The organism is Pseudomonas sp. 05N433 (assembly GCF_056396925.1).
Map to the genome: position 1 here is coordinate 37,082 of NZ_JBFTML010000016.1, position 21,103 is coordinate 58,184.

Genomic DNA, 21,103 nt, shown 5'->3' on the forward strand with positions numbered 1-21,103 from the left:
TACCTTCTGCACGCCGAAACCAGTAAACTGCCGCACGTTTTTCGTTGAGTGTGTTTTTCATGCAAATTGCTTTGGCGCCCATGGAGGGGTTGGTCGACAACATCCTGCGGGACGTGCTGACCCGTGTGGGCGGTATCGATTGGTGTGTAACCGAGTTCATTCGGATCAACGATCAGCTGCTCACGCCTGCCTACTACCACAAGTTCGGCCCGGAACTGCTGACCGGCGCCCGTACCGCCTCCGGCGTGCCGCTGCGGGTGCAACTGCTTGGCTCCGATCCGGTGTGCCTGGCGGAAAACGCTGCACTGGCCTGCGAATTGGGTTCCGAAGTCATCGACCTGAACTTCGGCTGCCCGGCCAAGACCGTCAATAAGTCGCGCGGTGGCGCCGTTCTGCTCAAAGAGCCTGAGCTGCTCAACGAAATCGTCGAACATGTCCGCCGTGCGGTGCCAGCGCACATTCCAGTGACCGCCAAAATGCGCCTGGGCTTCGACAGTCCCGATGGCTCGCTGGTTTGCGCCACAGCCCTGGCCGAAGGCGGCGCGGCGCACATCGTGGTTCACGCGCGGACCAAAACGGATGGCTACAAGCCGCCAGCTCACTGGGAATGGATCCCGCGGGTCCAGGACGTGGTCAAGGTGCCAGTGTTCGCCAACGGTGACATCTGGAGCGTGGAGGACTGGCGACGTTGCCGCGAGATCAGCGGCGTCGAAGATATCATGCTCGGTCGTGGCCTGGTGTCGCGTCCGGATCTGGCAAGGCAGATCGCTGCGGCGCGGGCCGGTGAGGAGGTCGTCGAGATGACCTGGGCCGAGCTGCTGCCGCTGATTCAGGATTTCTGGCTGCAAGCCAAGGCCCAGATGACACCACGCCAATCGCCGGGTCGCCTGAAGCAGTGGCTGGCAATGCTGACCCGTAATTATCCCGAAGCAGTAGAGTTGTTCGGCGTCCTGCGTCGTGAAACCGAGCTGGATCAGGTCTCGCGTTTACTGGGGCTGCCGGTGTCTGAAGCCGCCTGAGTCTGCTTGAAAAAAATCTGAAAATAATCTCTTGAAAAGTAATCAGCGGTCCTTATCTAAGGATTACGCGATGCCGAATTCGGGTCGCGGAGACAAAAAAACTTGCTGATTATGTTCAGGAGATTTGAATCATGAGTACTGCATTTTCCTTGGCCCCACTGTTCCGTTCCTCGGTAGGTTTCGACCGTTTCAACGACCTGTTCGAAACCGCCCTGCGCAATGAGCCAGGCAGCACCTATCCACCCTACAACGTTGAAAAATACGGTGATGATCAATACCGCATCGTTGTGGCGGCCGCCGGTTTCCAGGAAGACGACCTGGACCTGCAAGTAGAAAAAGGTGTACTGACCATCAGTGGCGGCAAACGTGACGCGGACGAAAACGTCACTTACCTGTACCAAGGCATCGCACAGCGCGCCTTCAAACTGTCGTTCCGTCTGGCGGACCACATCGAAATCAAGGCCGCCGAACTGCGCAACGGTTTGTTGAATATTGAGCTGTTGCGGGTGATTCCGGAAGAAGCGAAAGCCAAACGCATCCCGATCAATGGGGCGGAAAAACCGGCTCTGCAACACTAATCGGTCAGAGCAAATGAGAAGGGCGCCATCCACTGGCGCCCTTTTTTTGTCCGTTATCCCGTCCTGAATAAGATTTACACCTATTTGTAGCAGCTGCCGAGCCCGCGAGGCTGCGATCGGCTGCGTAGCAGTCGCAAAACCTGCCACCGCGTTCTTTCAGGTAAATGGTATTGACTGGATTACGACTGCTTCGCAGCCGAACGCAGCCTCGCAGGCTCGACAGCTGCTACAGTCGAATGCGGAGCTGCTACGGGTCTATTTGAGCAGTTTCTGAAACTCCTCCACCAGCAACGGCCGGCTGTGCAAATACCCCTGATACAAATGGCAGCCCAGCCCTTGCAAGAACTCCAGTTGCTCCTCGGTTTCCACCCCTTCGGCAATCACTTCCAGTTCCAGGCTGCGGGCCATGGCGACGATGGCGCGAATGATTTCGGCATCGTTGGGGTCGGTGGTGGCGTCGCGGACGAATGACTGGTCGATTTTCAGGGTGTCGACCGGCAGGCGCTTGAGGTAGGTCAGCGAGGAGTAACCGGTACCGAAATCGTCCATGGCAAAGCTCACGCCGAGTTTTTTCAGGCGTCGCATTTTGCTGATGGTGTCGTCCAGGTTCTGGATGACGATGCCTTCGGTGATTTCCAGTTTCAGCAACGAGCAGGGCAGGTCGTGGCTGCCGAGGCTGTGCTCGATGCGTTCGACGAAGTCGTTCTGACGGAATTGCCGCGGGCTGATATTCACGCACAGGCTGAAATTGAGCGGGTCGATCAGGCCTTTGGCGATCAGGCGTTTGAAGGCCGCACAAGCTTCGTCGAGGATCCATGTGCCGACTTCCAGAATCAGCCCGCTGTCTTCCAGCACCTTGATGAACTCGGTCGGCGATTGCGCGCCCAGTTGCGGATGGTGCCAGCGCACCAGGGCTTCGGCGCCGGTAATGCGGTTGTTGCGGGCGTCCACCTGAGGCTGGTATTGCACGCTGAACTCACCCCGGGAAAGGGCCAGGCGCAGGTCGGTTTCCATGCGCAGGCGTTCGCTGGCGGCCTTCTGCATGGTGTTGTGATACATCTGCGTGGTGTTGCGGCCCGAGTCCTTGGCGCGGTAGAGGGCGATATCGGCGCGCTTGAGCAGGTCGGTCGGGGTCGAGCCGTGGTCGGGGATCAGCGCGATGCCGATGCTCGGCGTCACTTGCAGGCGCTGTCCATCGAGAAACATCGGTTCGGACAGCAATTCGCGCAAGGTATCCGCCAGTTCCCGGACTTGAGCGCTGACGTCGGTGCGCGAGCCTTCCAGGCCACTGAGCAGCACCACGAACTCATCGCCGCCCAGGCGTGCGACGGTGTCTTCCATGCGTACGCTGGCTTCAAGGCGCGCGGTGATGATTTTCAGCACCGTATCGCCCACCGGGTGGCCGAGGGAGTCGTTGATGTGCTTGAAGTGGTCGAGGTCGAGGAACATCAGGGCGCCACGCAAGTTGTGGCGCTTGAGCAGGGCGATCTGCTGGCTCAGGCGGTCCATCAACAGCGCGCGGTTCGGCAGGTTGGTCAGCGGGTCGTGGTAGGCCAGGTGACGGATCTGCGCTTCGGCATTTTTCAGCAGGCTGACGTCCCGGGCGGTCAGCAGCAGGCAGGCGGTTTCGTTGAGGGTGATCGGTTCCACCGAGACTTCGACGGTCAGCAACTCGCCGCGCTTGTTGCGCCCGAGCATTTCCAGGTGGTGAACCCGGCCCTTGATCTGTAGTTCGGCCAGCAACGCCGAGCGTTGTTTCTCCTCGGCCCAGATGCCGACCTGATACACCGTGCGGCCCACCACTTCATCGGCACGGTAGCCGGTCAGGCGGCAGAAGCCGTCGTTAACCTCCAGATAGCGTCCAGTGTCGCGCTCGGTAATGGTGATGGCGTCGGGGCTTGAGTGGAAGGCCTTGGCGAACTTCTCTTCGCTGGCCTTGAGCGCCGCTTCCGAGCGTTGCTGTTGGGTGATGTCGCGCAGGGTGGTGACGATGCACGGCTGGTCGCCGACGCTGATCTGGCGGCTGGAGATCACGCAGGTCAGGGATTGCCCGTCCTTGTGTTGAACGATGATCGCCACATTGTTCAGGCCCTGTTCGCGGATGACCCGCTCGATCCTTTGCAGGCTTTTCGCCGAGGCGTCCCACAGACCGATTTCGTCGGCGCTGCGGCCGATGACGTCGGTGGTGCTCCAGCCGAACGTCTGGGTGAAACTGGAGTTGATCTCGATGAAGTGGCCGGTGTCCTGGCGCGTGACGCAGATCGGGTCGGGGCTGACCTGGAACAACGTGGCGAATTTCTCTTCCGACGCTATCAGTTGCTGTTCGCGCTCCACTTGCTCGGTGATGTCCAGCAATGTGCCGGCCATGCGCAGCGGGTTGCCGTCATCATCGCGGTAGAGTCTGGCGCGGCTTTCCAGGTAGCGCGAACTACCGTCCGGCAGCTGCACGCGGTAGGTCAGTTGATAATTGCCGGCGGGGCCTTCGCGTAAGCTGCGGTAAGCGTCGCGCATGGTGTCGCGTTCTTCACCGGGTACACCTTCGAAAAACGCATCGAAGGATTCATGGAAGGGTTTGGGCTCCAGGCCATGCAGCTGGGCGGCCCGCGCCGAGCCGTAAAGCATGCCGCTGGGGATATGCCAGTCCCAGGTGCCGAGTTGTGCTGAATCCAGGGCCAGGTCGAGGCGTTCCTGGCTGTCTTTGAGGGCGTGCTCGGCGATTTTGCGTTCGGTGGTGTCAAGGAATGTGCTCAGCAGATAGGGCTGGCCTTCGAGCTCGACCTTTTGCGCGCTGAGAATGCCGTCGTGAACCTGCCCGTTGCTGGCGCGAAATTGCACCTCCATGTTGATCAGCTCACCTTTGGCCTTGGTGGCCTTGACCAGTTCCGCCCGTTGCTCAGGGTTGACCCAAAGGCCAAGCTCCAGTGTGGTTCGGCCGATTGCATCTTGCACCGGCCAGCCGAACAGGCTTTCGAAATACTGGTTGGCTTCGCTGATCAGGCCGTCTTCCTGTCGGGTCAGCAGCACCATGTTCGGGCACAGGTGAAACAGCGTGGCGAAGCGTTTTTCCGAGCTGCTCAGCGCTTGTTCACGCTGGCGCTGGTGGGTGATTTCACGGATGACCCCGATCATTCGTGGCCGGCCGTTTTTGTCCGGTAGCAGGCTGCCGTTGATTTCCAGCCAGTGCAGGCTGCCGTCGGGCCAGCGGATGCGGTGGTGCATGGCCTGCTCCAGCGGAGCGCCGGCGATCACTGCATTGAAGGCGCGGATGGCTTTCGCCCGATCCTCCTGGGGCAGCAGGTCGAGGTATTCCAGATCCTCGGGCAACGGTTGCCGGGGATCGAAGCCGAACAACGCCTGAGTACCCCGTGACCAGCTGATCTGCCCGCGCTCGATGTCCCAATACCAGGCGCCCAGTCGGGCACCATTGAGGGCCGCGAGCAACTGTGGGGCGCTTTCCCAGCTCTGCTCGGACCGTTTTGGGTCAATTGCCTGAATTCGCGGCATTGGCGGCATACGTTCAACAGATTTGGGCATGGATGACAGGCCTTGGGCTGAATTGGGCGTTAGGCACAGGGTTTTGGGGCTCTATAGGCGTAGCACAAAAGAAGAAGCACAGCTTAGCCGCGAGTCCCTGGCTGATCGATTTGTGCATCCAGCAAAGCCATGAAGGCCTTTGCCGCGTTCGACAGCGTCCGTTCGGTGTGCAGGATATAGCCTAGCTGGCGAGTGAGCTGTATGCCCGGCAAGGGTATGCGCGCCACTTGCTCATCCAGCATGGTGCGCGGCAAAACGCTCCAGGCCAGGCCGATCGAGACCATCATCTTGATGGTCTCCAGATAATTGGTGCTCATGGCGATGTTCGGCGTCAGGCCCTGGGCCTCGAACAGGCGTTGCACGATGTGGTGGGTAAAGGTGTTGCCGCCGGGGAAAACCGCGGGGTGCAGGGCAATGTCCGCCAGGCTGACCGCACCGTTGCTGATCAGCGGATGCTCCGGGGCGGCCACGAAATCCAGCGGGTCGTCCCACACGGGCGTGGCCTTGACCAATGTGTGAGGTTCCGGTGCAAGGGTGATGACTGCCAGTTCAGCGCGGCCATGGAGGATTTCTTCGTAGRCCACTTCCGAATCGAGGAACTGAATATCCAGCGCTACCTGCGGGTAACGTCGGGTGAACTCCCTTAATAAGGGCGGCAAGCGATGCAGGCCGATGTGATGGCTGGTGGCCAATGTCAGACGACCGGTCACTTCGCCAGTCAGGTTGGTCAGGGCGCGGCGGGTGTCATCCAGTACATTGAGGATCTGATAGGCCCGTGGCAGCAAGGCGCGGCCGGCTTCGGTCAGGCCGACTTCCCGGCCCAGTCGATCGAACAGTCGCACCTTCAATTGCTGCTCCAGCCCGGCGATGCGCTTGCTGATGGCCGGTTGCGTCAGGTGCAGTCGTTCACCGGCGCCGGAGAAGCTTCCGGTCTCGGCAATCGCGATAAAGGCGTTGAGGTTGGCGAGGTCCATAATGAGGTCTCAGTGGCATTCCAGTTGGTTATGCAAAGCATAAAAAATATGAATTTGAGTTATTTAATGTAACCCCCTAGGATCGACCTCACAAGCCAAGGGGTTATTGAATTACTCAAGATCCGGGGCATAGAAACAAGCTGATGAGGAAACCGTCTGATGGCCGGCAAAACGCTCTACGACAAGCTCTGGGATTCGCATTTGGTCAAGCAGCGCGACGATGGCTCTGCGCTGATCTACATCGATCGTCACATCATCCACGAAGTGACCTCGCCGCAAGCCTTCGAAGGCCTGCGTCTGGCCGGGCGCAAGCCTTGGCGCATCGATGCCAACATCGCGACCCCGGACCACAACGTACCGACCACCCCGGAGCGCAAGGGCGGCATCGAAGCGATCGTCGACCAGGTCTCGCGTTTGCAGGTTCAGACCCTCGACGATAACTGTGACGAATACGGCATCGTCGAATTCAAGATGAATGACGTCCGCCAAGGCATCGTCCACGTCATCGGCCCGGAGCAGGGTGCCACCTTGCCGGGCATGACCGTGGTCTGCGGCGACTCCCACACCTCGACCCACGGCGCATTCGGTGCCCTGGCTCACGGTATCGGCACCTCCGAGGTCGAGCACGTGCTCGCCACTCAGTGCCTGGTCGCCAAGAAAATGAAGAACATGCTGGTGTTGGTCGAGGGCAAATTGCCGTTCGGCGTGACTGCCAAGGACATCGTCCTCGCCGTGATCGGCAAGATCGGCACCGCCGGCGGTAATGGCCACGCCATCGAATTCGCCGGTAGCGCGATTCGCGACCTGTCCGTTGAAGGCCGCATGACCATCTGCAACATGTCCATCGAAGCCGGCGCCCGTGTTGGCCTGGTGGCTGCCGACGAAAAAACCGTGGCTTACGTCAAGGGCCGTCCATTTGCTCCGAAGGGCGCGGAATGGGATTTGGCCGTCGAAGCCTGGAAAGACCTGGTCTCCGACGCCGATGCCAAGTTCGACACCATCGTCGAGCTCGATGCCTCTCAGATCAAGCCGCAAGTCAGCTGGGGCACCTCGCCTGAGATGGTGTTGGCCGTGGATCAGAACGTGCCGGATCCGGCCAAGGAAATGGACCTGGTCAAGCGCGATTCCATCGAACGCGCCTTGAAATACATGGGTTTGACCGCCAATCAGGCGATCACCGACATTCAGTTGGACCGTGTATTCATCGGCTCCTGCACCAACTCGCGGATCGAAGACCTGCGCGCCGCCGCGGTGATCGCCAAGGGCCGCAAAGTGGCTTCGACCATCAAGCAGGCCATCGTGGTGCCGGGTTCGGGGCTGGTGAAGGCTCAGGCCGAATCCGAAGGCCTGGACAAGATTTTTATCGAGGCCGGTTTTGAATGGCGTGAGCCTGGCTGCTCGATGTGCCTGGCGATGAACCCGGACCGTTTGGAGTCGGGCGAGCATTGCGCGTCGACCTCCAACCGTAACTTCGAAGGCCGTCAGGGCGCCGGTGGTCGTACCCACCTCGTCAGCCCGGCCATGGCCGCCGCCGCCGCGGTGAACGGTCGTTTCGTCGACGTCCGTGAATTGATCTAAAGGAGCGCAGCATGAAAGCTTTTACCCAGCACACTGGTCTTGTCGCGCCTTTGGATCGTGCCAACGTCGACACCGACCAGATCATCCCGAAGCAGTTCTTGAAGTCGATCAAACGCACCGGTTTCGGTCCGAACCTGTTCGATGAGTGGCGTTATCTGGACGTTGGCCAGCCGTATCAGGACAACTCCAAGCGCCCGCTGAACAAGGACTTCGTCCTCAACGCCGAGCGTTATCAAGGCGCCAGCGTGTTGCTGGCCCGCGAGAACTTCGGTTGCGGCTCCAGCCGCGAGCACGCGCCGTGGGCACTGGAAGAGTACGGTTTCCGCAGCATCATCGCGCCGAGCTACGCCGACATCTTCTTCAACAACAGCTTCAAGAACGGCTTGCTGCCGATCATCTTGAGCGACGCTGAAGTCGATGAGCTGTTCAAGCAGGTTGAAGCGAACCCGGGCTACCAGTTGCAGATCGATCTGCAGGCCCAGACCGTGACCCGTCCGGACGGCAAAGTGCTGAGTTTCGAGATCGATGCCTTCCGTAAGCACTGCCTGTTGAATGGTCTCGACGATATTGGTCTGACTTTGCAGGATCACGAGGCGATTGCCACGTTTGAAGCCAAGCACCGCGCGAGCCAGCCATGGTTGTTTCGCGACGCCTGAGATTGATCTGGAATCGATGTAATCAGGGCCGGCCTCTTCGCGGGCAGGCCCAGACAGCGCAAGGTTAAACCTAAAAAGGAAGTCCCGATGACCAGCACCGCGCAGCACAGCCAGGTAGTCCAAAAACAATTCGGTGAACAGGCCTCGGCCTATCTGAGCAGCGCCGTACACGCTCAAGGCACCGAGTTCGCGCTGCTACAGGCTGAACTGGCGGGGCAGGGCGATGCTCGGGTACTGGACCTGGGTTGCGGCGCCGGTCATGTGAGTTTTCATGTGGCCTCGCTGGTCAGGGAAGTAGTCGCTTACGACCTGTCCCAGCAGATGCTCGATGTGGTTGCCGCCGCCGCTGTCGACCGGGGTTTGAGCAATGTGACCACGGTCAACGGCGCCGCCGAGCGTCTGCCATTCGCCGATGGCGAGTTCGACTTCGTCTTCAGCCGCTATTCGGCGCACCATTGGAGCGACCTCGGTGTGGCCCTGCGCGAAGTTCGCCGGGTGCTGAAACCGGGCGGGGTGGCGGCGTTCATCGATGTGTTGTCGCCGGGCAGCCCGTTGTTCGACACTTACTTGCAAAGCGTCGAAGTGCTGCGCGACACCAGCCACGTGCGCGATTATTCTGCGGGCGAGTGGTTGCGTCAGGTCAGCGAAGCGGGGTTGCATACCCGCAGTACCACGCGTCAACGGTTGCGCCTGGAGTACACCTCCTGGGTCGAGCGCATGCGTACGCCGCAGGTGATGCGCGCGGCGATCCTCGAGTTGCAGCAATCGATGGGCAACGAGGTGCGCGAATATTTTGAGATTGAAGCCGATGGTTCGTTCAGCACCGATGTACTGGTGCTGATGGCTGAACGATAGAATTTTTCCGGGCGCACCCGCGGGTGCGCCGACTGATGACATGAGGAAAGCATGAGCAAGCAGATTCTGATTCTCCCAGGCGACGGTATTGGCCCGGAAATCATGGCCGAAGCGGTCAAGGTGCTGGAGCTGGCGAACGACAAGTACAGCCTGGGCTTCGAACTGAGCCATGACGTGATCGGTGGCGCCGCCATCGACAAGCACGGCGTGCCGCTGGCCGATGAGACCCTGGCCCGTGCACGCGCAGCCGATGCTGTGCTGCTGGGCGCCGTGGGCGGCCCGAAATGGGACACCATCGAGCGTGACATCCGCCCTGAGCGCGGTCTGCTGAAAATCCGTGCGCAACTGGGCCTGTTCGGCAACCTGCGTCCGGCGATCCTGTACCCGCAACTGGCCGAGGCTTCCAGCCTGAAGGCAGAAATCGTTGCTGGCCTGGACATCCTCATCGTCCGTGAACTGACCGGCGGTATCTATTTCGGCGCGCCACGTGGCGTGCGCGAGTTGGAAAACGGCGAGCGCCAGGCCTACGACACGCTGCCATACAGCGAAACTGAAATCCGCCGTATCGCCCGTGTCGGTTTCGACATGGCGCGCGTACGCGGCAAGAAGCTGTGCTCGGTGGACAAGGCCAACGTGCTGGCCTCCAGCCAGCTGTGGCGTGAAATCGTCGAGCAAGTGGCCAAGGACTACCCGGACGTCGAACTGAGCCACATGTACGTCGACAACGCCGCCATGCAACTGGTGCGTGCGCCGAAGCAGTTCGACGTGATCGTCACCGACAACCTGTTCGGCGACATTCTTTCCGACGAAGCGTCGATGCTCACCGGTTCCATCGGCATGCTGCCGTCGGCGTCGCTGGATGCCAACAACAAAGGCATGTACGAGCCGTGCCACGGTTCGGCGCCAGACATCGCTGGCAAGGGCATTGCCAACCCGTTGGCGACCATTTTGTCGGTGTCGATGATGCTGCGTTACAGCTTCAATCTGCAGGATGCGGCCGACGCCATCGAGAAGGCCGTGAGCCTGGTTTTGGATCAGGGTCTGCGTACGGGAGACATCTGGTCGGCTGGTTGCACCAAGGTCGGTACGCAGGAAATGGGCGACGCAGTAGTCGCCGCGCTGCGGAATCTGTAATCTCTCTGGCCCGCTGCAATTTTCAACCTTGAAAGCAGCGGCCCACTTTTCAAGAAGGTGTAGTTGCGATGAAACGTGTAGGTCTGATCGGTTGGCGCGGCATGGTCGGTTCCGTGCTCATGCAGCGGATGCTGGAAGAGCAGGATTTCGATCTTATCGAGCCGGTGTTTTTCACCACTTCCAATGTCGGTGGCCAAGGCCCGTCCGTGGGCAAGGACATTGCTCCGCTCAAGGACGCTTACAGCATTGAAGAGCTGAAAACCCTCGACGTGATTCTGACCTGCCAAGGTGGCGACTACACCAGCGAAGTGTTCCCGAAGCTGCGCGAAGCCGGCTGGCAGGGTTACTGGATCGACGCCGCTTCCAGCCTGCGCATGCAGGATGACGCGGTGATCGTGCTGGACCCGGTGAACCGCAAGGTTATCGACCAGCAGCTCGACGCGGGCACCAAGAACTACATCGGCGGCAACTGCACCGTCAGCCTGATGTTGATGGGTCTGGGCGGTCTGTTCGAAGCCGGTCTGGTGGAGTGGATGAGCGCCATGACCTATCAGGCGGCCTCCGGTGGCGGCGCGCAGCACATGCGTGAGCTGATCAAGCAAATGGGTGTGACCCACGGCGCTGTCGCCGATCAACTGGCCGATCCGGCCAGCGCCATTCTCGACATCGACCGCCGTGTTGCCGAAGCCATGCGCAGCGACGCGTACCCGACCGAAAACTTCGGCGTACCGCTGGCCGGCAGCCTGATCCCGTGGATCGACAAGGAACTGCCGAACGGCCAGAGCCGTGAAGAGTGGAAGGCCCAGGCCGAAACCAACAAGATCCTCGGTCGCTTCAAGAGCCCGATCCCGGTGGACGGCATCTGCGTGCGCATCGGCGCCATGCGTTGCCATAGCCAGGCGCTGACCATCAAGCTGAACAAAGACGTGCCGATCGCTGACATCGAAGGGCTGATCAGCCAGCACAACCCTTGGGTCAAGCTGGTGCCGAACAACCGTGAGATCAGCATGCAGGAGCTGAGCCCGACGAAAGTCACCGGCACCCTGAACGTGCCGGTCGGTCGTCTGCGCAAGCTGAACRTGGGTTCGCAATTCGTCGGTGCCTTCACCGTCGGCGACCAACTGCTGTGGGGCGCGGCCGAGCCGCTGCGTCGCATGCTGCGGATCCTGCTTGAGCGTTGATCGATTGATGCAATGAAAGAACCCGTGCCTTGAAAGAGGTGCGGGTTTTTTATGCGCGCCATCCAACTTCTGTAGCAGCTGGCGAAGCCTGCGTCCGGCTGCGCAGCAGTCGTAAACCCTGCGCGCGCGGTTTGCCTGAATGATCGGGATCGCCATGACGAGGACTTCGTCCTCGAACGCAGCCTTCGGCAGCTGCTACAAGGCTTCCCCATTCATTGCCTCACCACCAACCACCCGGTAAAGTGCCGCTCCCCCCGTTTCGCCAGAGGTAGAACCATGAGCCAGTCCTTCGATATTGCCGTGATCGGCGCCACCGGTACTGTCGGCGAAACACTCGTCCAGATTCTCGAAGAACGCGACTTCCCGGTCGGCAATCTGCACCTGCTGGCGAGCAGTGAATCGGCCGGACACTCGGTGCCGTTTCGCGGCAAGAACGTGCGGGTGCGCGAAGTCGATGAGTTCGACTTCAGCAAAGTCCAGTTGGTGTTCTTCGCCGCCGGTCCGGCGGTGACCCTCAGTTTCGCCCCGCGCGCTACGGCCGCCGGTTGCTCGCTGATCGACCTGTCCGGCGCGTTGCCGGCCGATCAGGCGCCGCAAGTGGTGCCCGAGGCCAATGCTGCAATTCTTGCCGGCCTGAAAAAGCCCTTCCAGGTCAGCAGCCCAAGCCCTTCGGCGACAGCACTGGCGGTGGTGCTGGCGCCGCTGCTCGACTTGCTCGACCTGCAACGCGTCAGCCTGACGGCGTGCCTGGCGGTATCCGCCCAGGGCCGCGAAGCCGTCAGCGAGCTGGCCCGGCAAACCGCCGAACTGCTCAACGTGCGTCCGCTGGAGCCGGCTTTCTTCGATCGGCAGATGGCTTTTAACCTGTTGGCGCAAGTCGGTGCGCCCGATGCTCAGGGCCACACGTTGCTGGAAAAGCGTCTGGTGCGCGAGCTGCGTCAGGTCTTGTCGCTGCCTTTATTAAAGATTTCCGTCACTTGCATTCAAGCCCCGGTGTTTTTTGGCGATAGCTATAGCGTGACCTTGCAGTCATCGAGCGCTGTCGACCTGGCGAAAGTCAACGCGGCACTGGAAGCGGCGCCCGGTATCGAGCTGGTCGAGGCGGGCGATTACCCGACTCCGGTAGGCGATGCGGTAGGGCAGGACGTGGTTTACGTTGGTCGGGTTCGCAGCGGGATCGACGACCCGGCGGAACTTAACGTATGGCTGACGTCAGATAACGTACGCAAAGGCGCCGCGCTCAATGCTGTGCAGGTGGCTGAATTGTTGATAAAAGACCTGCTGTAAAAGATACTTGGCAACAATTTTTTCTAGTGGTTCCAGCCGAACACCATGTTTGGCTGGAATGCTTGAGGCGAGCCATCCCGCAGGGCTTTCGTCGCATGAATGAAACGATCGCGCGCGACGACCCTTCGCCGTCGCGCGCAACGCCTTACGGCAGCGGCAATCAACACCTTCTCGCTGGCCGAGGAATGTTCAAACAAAGGATGAGGCTATGGTTCAAGTTCGCAAACTGGTGTTAGCAATAGCGGCCGCCTCGGCGCTGTCCTCCGGTATGGCGCATGCCCTCGGGCTTGGGGAATTGACCCTGAAATCGACGCTGAACCAGCCTCTGGTAGCAGAAATCGAGTTGCTCGACGTCAAGGACCTCACGGCTGCCGAAGTGGTGCCGAGCCTGGCCTCGCCCGAAGATTTCGCCAAGGCCGGTGTCGATCGTCAGGCGTTCCTCAACGACCTGACTTTCACGCCGGTGCTTAACGCCAGCGGCAAAAGCATCCTGCGCATCACCTCCAGCAAACCGCTGTCCGAACCGATGGTGAAATTCCTGGTTCAGGTGATGTGGCCAAGCGGTCGTCTGCTGCGTGATTACAGCGTGCTGCTCGATCCGTCCAAATTCTCGCCGCAAACCGCCGATGCCGCCGCGCAACCGGCGCCAGCCCAGGCGGTGACCGCGCCAGTCACCGGCGCGACCAAATCCACGCAATACACCACCACGTCGCGCGATACCTTATGGGAAATCGCCGCGAAGGCGCGTAACGGTGGATCGATCCAGCAAACCATGCTGGCCATCCAGGCGCTGAACCCGGATGCCTTTATCGACGGCAACATCAACCGGCTGAAAGCCGGCCAGGTGCTGCGTCTGCCGGATCAGGTGCAAAGCGCCAGCCTGCCGCAACCCAAAGCCATCGCTGAAGTCGCGGCGCAGAACTCTGCATGGCGCCACGGTCGTCGCTATGTGGCGAAGCCTGGAAGCGGGCAGCAGCAACTCGACGCCACCAAGCGTGCTCGCGGTGACGGCGCTTCGTCGCAAATCGCCACGGACAAGCTGAGCCTGGTCTCTGCCGACACCGGCAAGGGCCGTGGCAAAGGTGCCGCCGGTGATGCGAAAGCCTTGAGCAACAAGCTGGCCGTGACCCAGGAAAGCCTCGACACGGCTCGCCGTGACAACGCTGAACTGAAAAGCCGCATGAACGACCTGCAAAGCCAGCTGGACAAGCTGCAGCGCCTGATCGAACTGAAGAATAATCAGTTGGCCAAGCTGCAAGCCGAAGGCGGCGCGGGCGCACCGGCGGCTACGACCGCTCCGGCGATGTCGGCCGAGCTGGCAGCCAGCCCGGCGGCAACACCTGTTGAAGTGACTCCGGCGGCTCCTGCGCCGGAAGTCGTTCCGGCGCCAGCCGTCGAGCCGACGCCTGTGGCGTCCGACGAGCAGAAATTCAACGAACTGCTGACCAACCCGATCCTGCTGGGTCTGGTGGGTGGCGGTGCAGTGGTTCTGCTGCTCTTGCTGCTGTTGCTGGCCCGTCGCCGCAAAGCTCAGCAAGAAGCAGAAAAACATCTGCGCATGGCCCGTGCCTTGGCTGAGGAGCAAGAGTTCTCCGCCGACCTCGACCTGCCGGAAAGCAGCTTCGAAGGTCTGGAAGTCCCGCCGCCAAGCGTGAAACTCGCGACCGCACCAACGCCTGCACCTGCACCGGCCCCGGTGATTGCCCCGGTTGTGATGACGCCACCGATCGCTGCACCGTTGGTTGCGCCTGCCGCCGAACGCTCTGACGACGTCTTGGCCCAGGCTCAGTCGCACATCGCGGCTGGTCGCCTGAATCAGGCTGCCGCGCTGCTGGAAGACGCTATCAAGCAAGAGCCGCAACGCAGCGACCTGCGCCTGAAGCTGATGGAAGTCTACGGTCAGCAGGGCGATCGCGATGCGTTCGTCGCTCAGGAGCGTCAACTGGTGGCCAACGGCGACAACTTCGCCCGGGTCGAACAGCTGAAAAGCCGCTTCCCGGCCATGGTGGTCGCGGCGGTGGGCGGTCTGGCCGCCGCAGCTGTCGCCGCCGARCTGGACGCACAGTACGTCAAGGACCTGCTGCTGGACGAGCAGCAAGCCCCGGAACCGGCATTGGCTGACTTTGACAGTGCTTTCGATCTGAGTCTCGACGATCTGGAAGCGGCTACTCCGATCACGCCTGCGGTTGCAGTCGAGCCGGCACCGCAGCCACAGCCTGAGCCAGAACCAGAGTCTCTGGCTGAGCTGGATGAGTTTCCGCTGGACGACGACCTGAGCTTTGAGTCGGTGTTGCAACAACAGACTGAAATCAAGGAAAGCCTCGACGACCTGTCGGACTTTGACCTGGACATGGATCTGGGCGGCGATGCTTCCCCGGAGACTCTGGCTGAAGACGACTTCCTGCTGAGCCTGGATGACGACCTCAAGGACTTGCCTGTCGCTGAAGTGCCGACCGTCACTGAGGCGCCAACGGTGACTGAGGCGCCGCTCGACGATCTGGAGTTGCCGGCTGATTTCGATCTGTCGCTGGCCGATGAAATGGACGCCGCCCCGGGTAAGCCTGACGCCTTTGAAAACGAACTCAACGACGTCAATGCCGAGCTGGATCGTTTGTCCCAGAGCCTCGGCGAGCCAAGCTTCACCGAGGAAGATGCGTTGGCCGCGTCAGATGACGAGCTCGATTTCCTCTCTGGTGCTGACGAAGTCGCCACCAAACTCGACCTGGCCCAGGCCTACATCGACATGGGCGACAATGACGGTGCTCGGGACATCCTCAATGAGGTGGTGACCGAGGGCGATGCGGGGCAGAAGAGCGAAGCCAAGGAAATGCTCTCGCGTCTGGCGTGAATCGTCGGTAAGGCTTAAACAAAACGGCAGCCCATCCAGGCTGCCGTTTTTGTTTGGGGGGTGCGATGGGGTTGGTACATTCAACGCCGTGTCACAGTTACACTGGCATCCCGGTCCGGCGGCCTTATAATGCCTGCCTTTGCGTAGATCAGCAGGCTGTCACCCCTTGGCAAATATAGATAATCCGGCCGCCGAAATGGCGGCCGACGGCTTTTTCCGGATCGCGTTGGGCGTTGAATACAAAGGTTCGCGTTATCGCGGCTGGCAACGTCAGGCCTCCGGTGTGGACACGGTGCAGGAGCTTCTTGAAAAGGCCTTGTCCAAAGTCGCCGACTCACCCGTGTCGCTGCATTGCGCCGGGCGCACCGACGCCGGTGTGCATGCTTGCGGCCAAGTGGTGCATTTCGACACCCAGGTTGAGCGCTCGATGAAGGCCTGGGTCATGGGTGCCAACATCAACTTGCCGCACGACATCAGCGTCAGCTGGGCCAAGGTCATGCCGGCGCATTTCCATGCGCGGTTCAAAGCCATCGCCCGGCGCTATCGCTACGTGATCTACAACGATCAGATCCGCCCGGCGCACCTGAACGAAGAAATCACCTGGAACCACCGCCCGCTGGACGTTGAGCGCATGTCCGAGGCCGCCCAGTATCTGGTCGGCACCCACGACTTCAGTGCTTTCCGCGCCGGCCAGTGCCAGGCCAAGTCGCCGATCAAGGAGCTGCATCACCTGCGCGTTACCCGCCATGGCAAAATGATCGTGCTGGATATCCGTGCCAGTGCGTTCCTGCACCACATGGTGCGCAACATCGCAGGCGTTTTGATGACTATCGGTGCTGGCGAGCGTCCCGTGGAGTGGATGAAAGAGGTGCTGGAGAGTCGCATTCGCCGTTCCGGTGGGGTGACGGCTCATCCGTTTGGCCTGTATCTGGTGCAAGTCGAGTATCGCGACGAGTTCGAATTGCCCGAGCGTTACATCGGCCCACACTTCCTCACCGGCTTCTCGGAACTTGACGGCTGACGCCTTCGAACGCTTTTGATACCATCCGGGACTTTCCCGCAGTTGCCCTGAGGTTCTATCGACATGTCGGCCGTTCGCAGCAAAATTTGTGGGATTACCCGCATAGAGGATGCGTTGGCGGCGGTTGAGGCCGGGGCCGATGCCATCGGATTTGTGTTCTACGCCAAAAGCCCGCGGGCGGTGACGTTCCAGCAGGCGAGGGCGATCATCAAGGCCTTGCCGCCGTTCGTGACCACCGTGGGTTTGTTCGTCAACGCCAGCCGTTGCGAGTTGGGGGAAATCCTCGACGCCGTGCCACTGGACCTGTTGCAGTTCCATGGCGACGAAACCGCCGCTGATTGCGAAGGCTGGCACCGACCGTACATCAAGGCATTGCGGGTCAAGGCCGGTGATGACATCGCGGCAGCTTGTGACGCATACCCAAGTGCCAGCGGTATTTTGCTCGACGCCTATGTCGAAGGTGTTCCTGGTGGAACCGGTGAAGCCTTCGACTGGTCACTGATACCGCAAGGCTTGAGCAAGCCGATCATCCTGGCGGGTGGCTTGACGCCAGATAACGTCGCCGAGGCGATTGCCCGGGTTCGGCCTTACGCGGTGGACGTCAGCGGAGGGGTAGAGGCGAGCAAGGGCATCAAGGATCACGCAAAGATTCAGGCATTCATCAAAGCGGTACGCGGTAGCACGTCGTTGATGTGACGGCTGGCAGACTGCCGCCGTCCACTGCTCTGTACAAAAGAGGTGCACCTGCACAAAGCAGGCATGGCTGAGAATTTTTGGGTCGTACGCAGGTCAGCGTCTCGCTGACCCGGCAATCCATCGATCATCGCTACACATATGAATTTAGCTCAAGGGCATACGCGGGGCTGCGAACCAGAGCGTTCGGGCCGCCGGTACTGGAGAAAGAAAGCATGAGCAACTGGTTAGTAGACAAACTGATCCCTTCGATCATGCGTTCCGAGGTCAAGAAGAGCTCGGTGCCTGAAGGTCTGTGGCACAAATGCCCGTCTTGCGAGGCGGTGCTGTATCGTCCGGAGCTGGAAAAGACCCTGGACGTTTGCCCCAAGTGCAACCACCACATGCGTATCGGCGCACGCGCGCGCATCGACATCTTCCTCGACGCTGAAGGTCGTGCCGAACTGGGCGCGGACCTGGAGCCAGTTGACCGTCTGAAATTCCGTGACGGCAAGAAGTACAAGGATCGCCTGACCGCTGCACAAAAGCAGACCGGCGAAAAAGACGCACTGATCTCCATGAGCGGCACCTTGCTGGGCATGCCGGTCGTGGTGTCGGCTTTCGAATTCTCCTTCATGGGTGGCTCGATGGGTGCCATCGTCGGTGAGCGCTTTGTGCGCGCCGCCAACTATGCCCTGGAAAACCGTTGCCCGATGATCTGCTTCTCCGCTTCCGGCGGTGCGCGGATGCAGGAAGCGCTGATCTCCCTGATGCAAATGGCCAAGACCTCCGCGGTGCTGGCACGTCTGCGCGAAGAAGGCATTCCGTTCATCTCGGTGCTGACCGACCCGGTCTACGGCGGTGTTTCCGCCAGTCTGGCGATGCTCGGCGACGTGATCGTCGGTGAGCCGAAAGCCCTGATCGGTTTCGCCGGTCCGCGCGTGATCGAACAAACCGTTCGCGAAAAACTGCCGGAAGGCTTCCAGCGCAGCGAGTTCCTGCTGGAGCACGGCGCGATCGACATGATCATCCCTCGTCAGGAGCTGCGTCCGCGTCTGGGCAACCTGTTGGCGCAACTGACCGGCAAGCCGACGCCTAAATTCGTCGCTGCGCCAGTCGAGCCGATCGTGGTCCCACCGGTACCTGCGAACCTATGATCGAGCGCACCCTTGGCGAGTGGCTCGCCTACCTTGAACAGTTGCATCCTTCGGCCATCGACATGGGGTTGGAGCGTTCGCAGCAGGTAGCGTCCCGCATGGGGCTGGGCAAGCCGGCGCCTCGGGTGATCACGGTCACCGGCACCAACGGCAAAGGGTCTACCTGCGCATTCGTGGCTTCATTGCTGCGGTCGCAGGGCCTGAACGTGGGTGTCTACAATTCTCCGCACCTGCTGCGTTACAACGAGCGGGTGCAGGTCAATGGTGTCGAAGCCACTGACGCGCAGCTGTGCGAAGCCTTTGCCGCGGTCGAGGCGGGTCGCGGCGAAACATCCCTGACTTACTTCGAAATGGGCACCCTGGCGGCGTTCTGGCTGTTTCAACAGGCCGGTCTCGATGCAGTGGTGCTGGAAGTCGGCCTGGGCGGGCGCCTGGACACGGTCAACGTGGTGRATGCCGATATCGCGCTCGTCACCAGCATTGGTGTCGACCATGCGGATTACCTGGGTGATACCCGCGAATCCGTGGCCTTCGAAAAGGCCGGAATCTTCCGCCAGGGCGCTCCTGCACTGTGCGGCGATCTGAATCCTCCTCAACCTCTGCTGGATAAGGCGCGCGAGCTCAATTGCCCGTTTTTCCTGCGTGGGCGCGATTTCGACCTCGGTATCACCGATTACAACTGGCAATGGCGCGGCGTTGATGCTCAAGGGCGTGCGGTCGAATTGCACGATCTGCCATTGCTCGATCTGCCGATGGAAAACGCTGCACTGGCGTTGCAGGCTTACCTTCTGCTCGGTTTGCCTTGGGTGGATGCGCAGATTATTGAAGCGTTGAAAGCGACGCGGATCGTCGGTCGTCTTGATCGTCGGCAGTTCGACTGGCAGGGCAAGCGTCTGAATCTGCTGCTGGACGTGGGGCACAACCCTCACGCGGCAGAATATCTGGCTCGGCGTCTGGCCAGTCGACCGCTGGCCGGCAAGCGTCTGGCGGTGTTCGGGTTGTTGGCGGACAAGGACCTGGATGGTGTTGTCGGTGAATTGAATGCTAGTGTCCAGCATTGGGCCGTCGCGCCGCTGGATTCGCCGCGGGCACGGCCGGTAGCTCAGTTGCACGCAGCGTTGCAGAACCTTGGCGCCTCGGTTACGTCCTATGACAGCGTGGCCGCTGCCCTGGAAGGGCAGTGCGCGCAGGCGACGAGCGACGACGAGATTCTGTTGTTCGGATCATTTTATTGTGTCGCCGAGGCCCTTGAGTGGCTGGCCCGGCACTCCACGGAGGAAGCGGCAAATGGCTTTGCTGGATAAGGCGTACAAGCAGCGCATGGTCGGTGCCTTGGTGCTGGTGGCGCTGGCGGTGATTTTCTTGCCGATGCTGTTTTCCCGTCAGGACGAACAGCGCCAGGTAAGGGTCGACGCGCCTGCCGCACCGCATGCCTCCTCGTTACCGCAAGTGCAGATTGAGCCGGTGGCGGTGCCTGAACCACAGGCATTGCCGCAAGAGCCTGTGCCAAGCGACGACGAGATTGCCGAGCAGCAAGCGCCGTCGGCACCGATTGCACCAACGGCTCCCGTAGCGCCAGCGCCGCCGGCTGCCAAGCCAGTCGCGCCGCCAGCAGCGCCAGTTGCCAAGCCTGTACCGGCACCTGCCCAGCCAATCGCGGTTGCACCGACCAAGCCGGTCGCTACTCCAAGTCGCGTCGATGCCAATGGCCTGTCGGTCAGCTGGTCGGTGCAACTGGCCAGCCTGGCGAGCCGTGAGAGCGCTGAAAGTTTGCAGAAAACCCTGCGCAGCCAAGGCTATAACGCCTACATTCGCTCCGCCGATGGCAAGAATCGAGTGTTCGTCGGGCCGCTGATCGAGCGTGCGGAAGCCGATCGTCTGCGTGATTTGTTGAGTCGCCAGCAGAACCTCAAGGGTTTTGTGGTGCGTTTCCAGCCTGAGCGCGGCTAAATCTATCACCCCGATTTGAAAAGCACTGACAATCTCAGCTTACCGACAGCCATGGGCTCTGCTAAAATGCGCCGCCTCATCTGTCTGTAGGCTGCACTGTGCCATTTACCTGGGTTGACTGGGCGATCGTTGCAATCATCGCCATCTCCGCTTTGATCAGTCTGAGCCGCGGCTTCGTCAAGGAAGCACTCTCGCTGCTGACCTGGATCATCGCAGGAGTCGTTGCCTGGATGTTCGGTGGTTCATTGTCCGAGTACCTGGGCGGATACATTGCTACGCCGTCGGCTCGTGTTATCACGGGCTGTGCCATCATGTTTGTCGCCACTTTAATCGTAGGCGCAATGATCAATTATCTTATCGGCGAGTTGGTTCGCGTCACCGGGCTATCCGGGACCGATCGATTCCTCGGCATGGCTTTCGGCGGGGCGCGTGGCGTGTTGCTGGTGGTCGTGGCGGTCGGGCTGTTGAGCCTGGGGCCGGTACAGCAGGACGAGTGGTGGAAAGAGTCACAGCTCGTGCCAAAATTTCTATTGGTCGCAGACTGGTCCAAAAACCTGATCCTCGGGTGGAGCAGTCAGTGGCTTGCCAGCGGAATCAGCGTACCCGCTGATATTCCGTTCAAGGAGCACCTCTTGCCGACGGCCAAAACGCCTCAGTGA

17 protein-coding genes are annotated in these 21,103 nt (G+C 60.7%); 15 read left to right on the forward strand and 2 right to left on the reverse strand.

Annotation, left to right across the window (positions count from 1 at the left end):
- Positions 1-59: 59 nt before the first annotated feature.
- Together AC1DIS_RS11175 and AC1DIS_RS11180 are read left to right on the forward strand one after the other, a co-directional pair.
- Positions 60-1,019, forward strand: a complete 960-nt coding sequence (locus tag AC1DIS_RS11175; protein WP_138867200.1) for a tRNA dihydrouridine synthase — start codon at positions 60-62, stop codon at positions 1,017-1,019.
- 131 nt (positions 1,020-1,150) lie between these two features.
- Entirely contained in the window at positions 1,151-1,597 is a 447-nt protein-coding gene (locus AC1DIS_RS11180; RefSeq protein ID WP_018928101.1) for an Hsp20 family protein, read from the forward strand.
- A gap of 255 nt (positions 1,598-1,852) precedes the next feature.
- Here the strand turns inward: AC1DIS_RS11180 and AC1DIS_RS11185 are convergent, their stop codons facing one another.
- Both AC1DIS_RS11185 and AC1DIS_RS11190 read right to left on the reverse strand, forming a co-directional pair.
- Positions 1,853-5,131, reverse strand: coding sequence for a sensor domain-containing protein (locus AC1DIS_RS11185; RefSeq protein ID WP_477744432.1), 3,279 nt, complete (start codon positions 5,129-5,131; stop codon positions 1,853-1,855).
- Positions 5,132-5,214: 83 nt separating this feature from the next.
- Positions 5,215-6,105 carry a LysR family transcriptional regulator gene (locus AC1DIS_RS11190; RefSeq protein ID WP_477780881.1) on the reverse strand — a complete coding sequence of 297 codons (891 nt, stop codon included), beginning with the start codon at positions 6,103-6,105 and terminating at the stop codon, positions 5,215-5,217.
- 159 nt (positions 6,106-6,264) lie between these two features.
- On the opposite strand from AC1DIS_RS11190, the gene leuC reads away from it, so the two are divergent.
- From leuC to AC1DIS_RS11255, 13 genes are all read left to right on the forward strand, one after another.
- A complete protein-coding gene (leuC, locus tag AC1DIS_RS11195) occupies positions 6,265-7,683 on the forward strand; it encodes a 3-isopropylmalate dehydratase large subunit (RefSeq protein WP_018928098.1) in 1,419 nt (472 codons plus the stop codon).
- A gap of 11 nt (positions 7,684-7,694) precedes the next feature.
- Complete coding sequence (gene leuD, locus AC1DIS_RS11200) at positions 7,695-8,339, forward strand: 3-isopropylmalate dehydratase small subunit (RefSeq protein WP_018928097.1); 645 nt, start codon at positions 7,695-7,697, stop codon at positions 8,337-8,339.
- Between the two features lie 87 nt (positions 8,340-8,426).
- Positions 8,427-9,194 carry a class I SAM-dependent methyltransferase gene (locus AC1DIS_RS11205; protein WP_477744433.1) on the forward strand — a complete coding sequence of 256 codons (768 nt, stop codon included), beginning with the start codon at positions 8,427-8,429 and terminating at the stop codon, positions 9,192-9,194.
- A 51-nt stretch (positions 9,195-9,245) separates the two neighbouring features.
- Positions 9,246-10,328, forward strand: a complete 1,083-nt coding sequence (gene leuB / locus AC1DIS_RS11210; RefSeq protein WP_007935187.1) for a 3-isopropylmalate dehydrogenase — start codon at positions 9,246-9,248, stop codon at positions 10,326-10,328.
- A gap of 68 nt (positions 10,329-10,396) precedes the next feature.
- Positions 10,397-11,509, forward strand: coding sequence for an aspartate-semialdehyde dehydrogenase (gene asd, locus AC1DIS_RS11215; protein WP_477780882.1), 1,113 nt, complete (start codon positions 10,397-10,399; stop codon positions 11,507-11,509).
- Positions 11,510-11,785: 276 nt separating this feature from the next.
- Entirely contained in the window at positions 11,786-12,796 is a 1,011-nt protein-coding gene (locus AC1DIS_RS11220; RefSeq protein ID WP_477744434.1) for an aspartate-semialdehyde dehydrogenase, read from the forward strand.
- Between the two features lie 208 nt (positions 12,797-13,004).
- Positions 13,005-15,644 carry a motility hub landmark protein FimV gene (locus AC1DIS_RS11225; protein WP_477744435.1) on the forward strand — a complete coding sequence of 880 codons (2,640 nt, stop codon included), beginning with the start codon at positions 13,005-13,007 and terminating at the stop codon, positions 15,642-15,644.
- Between the two features lie 196 nt (positions 15,645-15,840).
- A complete protein-coding gene (gene truA, locus AC1DIS_RS11230) occupies positions 15,841-16,665 on the forward strand; it encodes a tRNA pseudouridine(38-40) synthase TruA (protein ID WP_018928093.1) in 825 nt (274 codons plus the stop codon).
- 63 nt (positions 16,666-16,728) lie between these two features.
- Positions 16,729-17,361, forward strand: coding sequence for a phosphoribosylanthranilate isomerase (locus tag AC1DIS_RS11235; protein WP_018928092.1), 633 nt, complete (start codon positions 16,729-16,731; stop codon positions 17,359-17,361).
- Between the two features lie 212 nt (positions 17,362-17,573).
- The gene (accD, locus tag AC1DIS_RS11240) at positions 17,574-18,494 is read left to right on the forward strand and encodes an acetyl-CoA carboxylase, carboxyltransferase subunit beta (RefSeq protein WP_007935172.1); all 921 of its coding nucleotides are present in this window, start codon (positions 17,574-17,576) and stop codon (positions 18,492-18,494) included.
- Positions 18,491-19,798, forward strand: a complete 1,308-nt coding sequence (folC, locus tag AC1DIS_RS11245; protein WP_477780883.1) for a bifunctional tetrahydrofolate synthase/dihydrofolate synthase — start codon at positions 18,491-18,493, stop codon at positions 19,796-19,798. Before accD ends, folC begins: the two co-directional genes overlap by 4 nt.
- The gene (locus AC1DIS_RS11250; RefSeq protein WP_018928090.1) at positions 19,782-20,444 is read left to right on the forward strand and encodes an SPOR domain-containing protein; all 663 of its coding nucleotides are present in this window, start codon (positions 19,782-19,784) and stop codon (positions 20,442-20,444) included. The genes folC and AC1DIS_RS11250 overlap by 17 nt, the downstream gene beginning before the upstream one ends.
- 98 nt (positions 20,445-20,542) lie before the next feature.
- Positions 20,543-21,103 carry a CvpA family protein gene (locus AC1DIS_RS11255; protein WP_018928089.1) on the forward strand — a complete coding sequence of 187 codons (561 nt, stop codon included), beginning with the start codon at positions 20,543-20,545 and terminating at the stop codon, positions 21,101-21,103.

What these genes read in the sequence shown, in the direction of transcription:
- AC1DIS_RS11185 (WP_477744432.1), bottom strand. Translation starts at nt 5,131, where the DNA reads ATGCCCAAATCTGTTGAACGTATGCCGCCAATGCCGCGAATTCAGGCA.
- AC1DIS_RS11235 (WP_018928092.1), top strand. Translation starts at nt 16,729, where the DNA reads ATGTCGGCCGTTCGCAGCAAAATTTGTGGGATTACCCGCATAGAGGAT.
- AC1DIS_RS11250 (WP_018928090.1), top strand. Translation starts at nt 19,782, where the DNA reads ATGGCTTTGCTGGATAAGGCGTACAAGCAGCGCATGGTCGGTGCCTTG.
- leuB (WP_007935187.1), top strand. Translation starts at nt 9,246, where the DNA reads ATGAGCAAGCAGATTCTGATTCTCCCAGGCGACGGTATTGGCCCGGAA.
- AC1DIS_RS11175 (WP_138867200.1), top strand. Translation starts at nt 60, where the DNA reads ATGCAAATTGCTTTGGCGCCCATGGAGGGGTTGGTCGACAACATCCTG.
- leuD (WP_018928097.1), top strand. Translation starts at nt 7,695, where the DNA reads ATGAAAGCTTTTACCCAGCACACTGGTCTTGTCGCGCCTTTGGATCGT.
- accD (WP_007935172.1), top strand. Translation starts at nt 17,574, where the DNA reads ATGAGCAACTGGTTAGTAGACAAACTGATCCCTTCGATCATGCGTTCC.
- AC1DIS_RS11205 (WP_477744433.1), top strand. Translation starts at nt 8,427, where the DNA reads ATGACCAGCACCGCGCAGCACAGCCAGGTAGTCCAAAAACAATTCGGT.
- leuC (WP_018928098.1), top strand. Translation starts at nt 6,265, where the DNA reads ATGGCCGGCAAAACGCTCTACGACAAGCTCTGGGATTCGCATTTGGTC.
- AC1DIS_RS11220 (WP_477744434.1), top strand. Translation starts at nt 11,786, where the DNA reads ATGAGCCAGTCCTTCGATATTGCCGTGATCGGCGCCACCGGTACTGTC.
- truA (WP_018928093.1), top strand. Translation starts at nt 15,841, where the DNA reads ATGGCGGCCGACGGCTTTTTCCGGATCGCGTTGGGCGTTGAATACAAA.
- AC1DIS_RS11180 (WP_018928101.1), top strand. Translation starts at nt 1,151, where the DNA reads ATGAGTACTGCATTTTCCTTGGCCCCACTGTTCCGTTCCTCGGTAGGT.